At 65.9% G+C, this 4,862-nt stretch carries 5 protein-coding genes; 2 read left to right on the top strand and 3 right to left on the bottom strand.

All coding sequences use genetic code 11. From position 1 onward, the window contains the following. Positions 1–1,175: argininosuccinate synthase (locus tag V7Q39_RS19245; protein ID WP_333818227.1), on the bottom strand; the 1,175-nt coding region annotated here is incomplete at its 3' end. 143 nt (positions 1,176–1,318) lie between these two features. On the opposite strand from V7Q39_RS19245, the gene ilvA reads away from it, so the two are divergent. Beyond that, the gene (gene ilvA, locus V7Q39_RS19240) at positions 1,319–2,566 is read left to right on the top strand and encodes a threonine ammonia-lyase IlvA (protein ID WP_333818226.1); all 1,248 of its coding nucleotides are present in this window, start codon (positions 1,319–1,321) and stop codon (positions 2,564–2,566) included. Here ilvA and V7Q39_RS19235 read toward each other — a convergent pair. Then, positions 2,563–2,901: an Hpt domain-containing protein gene (locus V7Q39_RS19235; RefSeq protein ID WP_333818225.1), complete on the bottom strand. Its 339-nt coding sequence runs from the start codon at positions 2,899–2,901 to the stop codon at positions 2,563–2,565. The two genes, ilvA and V7Q39_RS19235, sit on opposite strands and share 4 nt — an antisense overlap. A 161-nt stretch (positions 2,902–3,062) precedes the next feature. Here V7Q39_RS19235 and V7Q39_RS19230 point away from each other — a divergent pair, with 161 nt between their 5' ends. Further along, a complete protein-coding gene (locus tag V7Q39_RS19230) occupies positions 3,063–4,373 on the top strand; it encodes a PP2C family protein-serine/threonine phosphatase (RefSeq protein ID WP_333818224.1) in 1,311 nt (436 codons plus the stop codon). On the opposite strand, the gene V7Q39_RS19225 is transcribed toward V7Q39_RS19230, so the two are convergent. Then, a complete protein-coding gene (locus V7Q39_RS19225) occupies positions 4,299–4,736 on the bottom strand; it encodes an NUDIX hydrolase (protein WP_333818223.1) in 438 nt (145 codons plus the stop codon). The genes V7Q39_RS19230 and V7Q39_RS19225 overlap by 75 nt on opposite strands. Positions 4,737–4,862 lie beyond the last annotated feature (126 nt).

Below are 4,862 nucleotides of genomic sequence, written 5' to 3'. Positions count from 1 at the left end.
TTCAGCCGGATGAACCCTTCCGCATCCTTCTGGTCATAGGCGCCGGCATCCTCCTCGAAGGTGACGTGCTTCTCGGAATACAGCGACTCCTCCGACCACCGCGCGACCGTCACCGCCCGCCCCTTGTAAAGCTTGACCCGCACCGTCCCCGACACATGCTCCTGCGTCTTGTCGATCAAGGCCTGCAACGCCTCCCGCTCGGGGCTGAACCAGAACCCGTTGTAGATCAGCTCGGCATAGCGCGGCATGATGCTGTCCTTCAGATGGCCAGCCCCCGCATCCAGCGTGATCTGCTCGATCCCCCGGTGCGCTTCCAGAAGGATCGTCCCCCCGGGCGTCTCGTAGACCCCCCGCGACTTCATCCCGACGAAGCGGTTCTCCACCAGATCCAGCACGCCCACGCCATGCTTGCCGCCCAGCTCGTTCAGCCGGGTCAGGATCGTGGCGGGCGACAGCCGCTCGCCGTTGATCGCCACCGCATCGCCCTTTTCGAAGGTGATCTCGACCATCTCGGCCTGATCGGGGGCTTCCTCGACCGGAACCACCCGCTGCAGCACATAGTCCGGGAACTCCTCCGCCGGGTTCTCCAGCACGCGGCCCTCCGACGAGGTATGCAGCAGGTTCGCATCCACCGAGAATGGCGCCTCGCCCCGCTTGTCCTTGGCGATCGGAATCTGGTTCGCCTCGGCGAACTCCAGCAGTTTCGTGCGGCTGGTCAGGTCCCACAGCCGCCAGGGCGCGATGACCTTGATCGCCGGGTCCAGCGCGGCGGCGGAGAGCTCGAACCGCACCTGGTCGTTGCCCTTGCCCGTCGCCCCATGCGCCACCGCATCCGCCCCGGTCTCATGCGCGATCCGCACCAGATGCTGGCTGATCAGCGGCCGGGCAATCGAGGTTCCCAGCAGATACAGCCCTTCGTAGAGGGCGTTTGCCCGGAACATCGGGAAGACGAAGTCGCGCACGAATTCCTCGCGCACATCGACGATATGGATGTTCTCCGGCTTGATCCCCAGAAGGATCGCCTTGGCCCGCGCCGGTTCAAGCTCTTCGCCCTGACCCAGGTCGGCGGTGAAGGTCACCACCTCGCAGCCATATTCCGTCTGCAACCATTTCAGGATGATCGAGGTATCGAGCCCGCCCGAATAGGCAAGGACGACTTTCTTGGGCTTCAGCATCGGGAAGGCTCCCCCATTCGCGCGGTTTTGCTGGCGATTAAAGCCAAACGCCCCCAAGGGCAAGGATAGCCCTGTGCCCCTTACAATCCCGGCATGCCAAGGCATTCCTTGCCACCGGCCCGCCCATCCGGCATCTGAGAAGGATGACCCAGTTCAGCACCGCCGCCCGCCAAGCCACCGCCGCCCTGCGCGAGCTGTTTCCCGAGACACCGTTGCAGCGGAACGACTTCCTGTCGGCCCGCCACGACGCCGAGATCTGGCTGAAGCGGGAGGACCTGACCCCGGTCCGCAGCTACAAGCTGCGCGGGGCGTTCAACGCGATGCGCAAGGTGCGCGACACGCGGCCCGACCAGCGCCAGTTCGTCTGCGCCAGCGCCGGAAACCATGCGCAGGGGGTGGCTTTCGCCTGCCGCCACTTCGGGGTCGAGGGGGTGATCTTCATGCCCGTCACCACGCCGCAGCAGAAGATCGACAAGACCCGCGTCTTTGGCGGCGACAATGTGCGGATCGAGCTGACGGGCGACTATTTCGACCAGACCCTCGCCGCCGCCCAGGCCTATTGCGCCGAACGGCAGGCGCATTTCCTGTCGCCCTTCGACGACCCCGACGTGATCGAGGGCCAAGCCTCGGTCGCGGTGGAGATGCTGGAGCAGCTGGGCCGCGCGCCCGATCTGGTGGTGCTGCCGGTGGGCGGCGGCGGGCTTGCCTCGGGCGTCACCGGCTATCTGCGCGAGGTCGCGCCCGGGACCGGCTTCCGCTTCGTCGAGCCGCTGGGCGGCGCCAGCCTGACCGCCGCGCTGCAGGAGGGGGCTCCGGCAAAACTACCCAAGATCAACAGCTTCGTGGATGGCGCCGCCGTGGCGCGGGTCGGGGACAACACGTTCCGGATGCTGTCATGGGTCGATCCGGCCCATGTGCTGCTGGCGCCCGAGGACCGCATCTGCGTGACCATGCTGGAGATGCTGAACCACGAAGGCATCGTGCTGGAACCGGCAGGGGCGCTGTCGGTCGATGTGCTGCCCGAACTGGCCGAGGAAATCCGTGGCAAGACGGTGGTCTGCGTCACCTCGGGCGGCAACTTCGACTTCGAGCGCCTGCCCGAGGTCAAGGAACGTGCGCAGCGCTTTGCGGGGCTTAAGAAGTACTTCATTCTGCGGATGCCCCAACGTCCGGGCGCGCTGCGGGAATTCCTGAATCTGCTCGGCCCGGATGACGACATCACCCGCTTCGAATACCTGAAGAAATCCGCGCGCAACTTCGGATCGGTCCTGATCGGGATCGAGACCCGCAAGGCCGACGGCTTCGCCCGGTTCACCGAACGCATGGACGCGGCGGGCCTCGCCTTCCGCGACATCACCAGTGACGAGGCGCTGTCGGAGTTCCTGATCTAGGCCGCGCCCGCCTGACCTGCCGACAACCCGCCCAACAGGCTGGCGCGCGAGGCCCGGTAGATCGCCGCGACCTGCGCGGCATCGACCGCGTCGACCTGTCCGGCGGCGGCCTTGCGCTCGCCCTCCTGGCAGATCGCGGCAAGGTCCGAGAGCCCCAGATTCAACGCGCTGCCCTTCAGGAAATGCAGCTGCCCCTCCACCTCATCAGGGGCCAGGCCCGCCACCAGCGCGCCGACCGCGCCTTCTGCTTCGTCCAGGAACATATCGGCGACCTCGATGAATCCTTCTGTGCCGATCTCCTCCCGCAATTCCTCAACCCGTTTCCAGTCGATCATGGCGAAACACCCCGCTACCCATGCAGCACTCTGCCATCATCGCCGTTAACAAATGGTGGCCGCCGGTTCCTCAAGCGCCGCGCATTTTAGCTTTCACCCCCCGTTAACCCCCGCCGCGCAACCTGCCTGCATCGGAGGTCCGGGTCGTGTCTGCCAGTGCCATGAAAGCTGAAGAGTTTCCGTCGGCCGTCCTGTCGCGCCATGTGATGGTGGTGGACGACAGCCGCGCGCAGCGGCACATGGTCTCGATGCAGCTCCGGCGCTGGGGTTACCGGGTCACCGAATGCGAATCGGCGCTGGTCGCGCTGGACCTCTGCCGTGATCTGGACATCGATATCATCATCAGCGACTGGATGATGCCCGGCATGACTGGCCTGGATTTCTGCCGCGAATTCCGTGCCTTGGGCCGGGAAAGCTATGGCTACTTCGTCCTTCTGACCTCCAAGTCGGAAAAGACCGAGATCGCCGACGGGCTGGAGGCGGGGGCCGATGACTTCCTGACGAAACCCGTCGCCTCGAACGAACTTCGCGCCCGCCTGCGCGCGGGGGAGCGGATGCTTGCCATGCAGGCCGAGCTGCTGGCGAAGAACAAGGTCATCGTCTCGACCCTCGTCGAATTGCAGAAGCTTTACGATTCGCTCGACCGCGACCTGATCGAGGCGCGGAAGCTGCAACAGACCCTGATCCGCGACCGGGTGCGTGACTATGGCTGGGCGCGCGTCTCGCTGATCCTGCGCAATTCGGGGCGGGTGGGCGGCGATCTGGTGGGCAGCTTCCCGGTGGATGACGACCGGCTGGTGGTCTATTCGATCGACGTGTCCGGCCATGGCGTGGCTTCGGCGATGATGACGGCCCGGCTGGCGGGGTTCCTCACCGGCTCCTCGCCGGAGCAGAACCTTGCCTTCCAGAAGGGGCCGGAGGGCGATCATCTCCTCCTTCCCCCCGCTGCCGTCGTCGAACGCTTCAACCGGCTGATGCTGGAGGAAATCCAGGCCGAACAATATTTTACCATGGTCTTCGCGGTGATCGACCGGCGCACTGGGCGGCTTGACCTGGTGCAGGCCGGCCATCCGCATCCGATGCTGATCCGCGCCGACGGGCAGGTGCAGAGGCTGGGCAGCGGCGGCCTTCCCATCGGCCTGATCCCCGAAGCGGGATTCGACCCGGTCACGGTCCCCTTCCAGCCCGGCGACCGGCTGATTCTCTGCTCGGACGGGTTCACCGAATGCCCGCTGCCGAACGGCCGGGATTTCGGCGAGGACGGGCTGATCGAAAGCCTGCGCGCCTCGGCCCACCTGTCCGGCCCTGACCTGCTGGAGGCGATGGTCTGGGACCTGACCCGCGCGGCGGAGAGTGATTCGTTTCCCGATGACGTCTCGGGGATCGTGCTCGACCTTCTACCCGAGGTGTCGGGCCAGCATCGCCCGGTCACCGGCATTGCCCAGCCGGGTCAGCGCCTCGGCGACGGGTAGCCAGACTGCCGTGTGCCCCGGCTCGGACGGCGGACCCAGCCGCAGCACGGGCCGCGCCAGATAGACGGTGCACAGCTTCTCGGCCCAGATCTCGTATTCCGGCATGAAGGTGAACCGCCGGAACGCCCCCAGATGCCGCGTCACCGCGATCTTCCAGCCGGTTTCCTCATAGACCTCGCGGTGCAGCGCCGGGATCGGCTGTTCCCCCCGGTCGATGCCGCCGCCGGGCAACTGGAACTCCGGCACCGGGGCGGCCTGATGCGTCGCGAGGATATGGTCGCCGTCCAGCAGGATCGCGTAGACTCCCGGCCGACGGATGTACTTCTGCCCGGGTTTTACCGCCTCGCCATAGCGCCGGATCATCCGTCCCCCCTTGGACCTTCGGTTGCTCTGCCTATATAGGCGCGATATGCCAGCACTGGCACCATCAGGAAATCCCCGAATGACCACCGGAACGCAGATCGCCTGGGACGATTCCGTCCTGCCATT

This window comes from Tabrizicola sp. (genome assembly GCF_036781545.1).
Taxonomy (GTDB): Bacteria; Pseudomonadota; Alphaproteobacteria; order Rhodobacterales; family Rhodobacteraceae; genus Tabrizicola.
The sequence above is the reverse complement of the archived record's forward strand: the minus strand, read 5'-3'. Positions and strand labels throughout refer to the sequence as shown.

Coding starts and splice junctions, on each gene's coding strand:
- ilvA (WP_333818226.1), top strand. CDS start 1,319: ATGACCCAGTTCAGCACCGCCGCCCGCCAAGCCACCGCCGCCCTGCGC.
- V7Q39_RS19235 (WP_333818225.1), bottom strand. CDS start 2,901: ATGATCGACTGGAAACGGGTTGAGGAATTGCGGGAGGAGATCGGCACA.
- V7Q39_RS19230 (WP_333818224.1), top strand. CDS start 3,063: ATGAAAGCTGAAGAGTTTCCGTCGGCCGTCCTGTCGCGCCATGTGATG.
- V7Q39_RS19225 (WP_333818223.1), bottom strand. CDS start 4,736: ATGATCCGGCGCTATGGCGAGGCGGTAAAACCCGGGCAGAAGTACATC.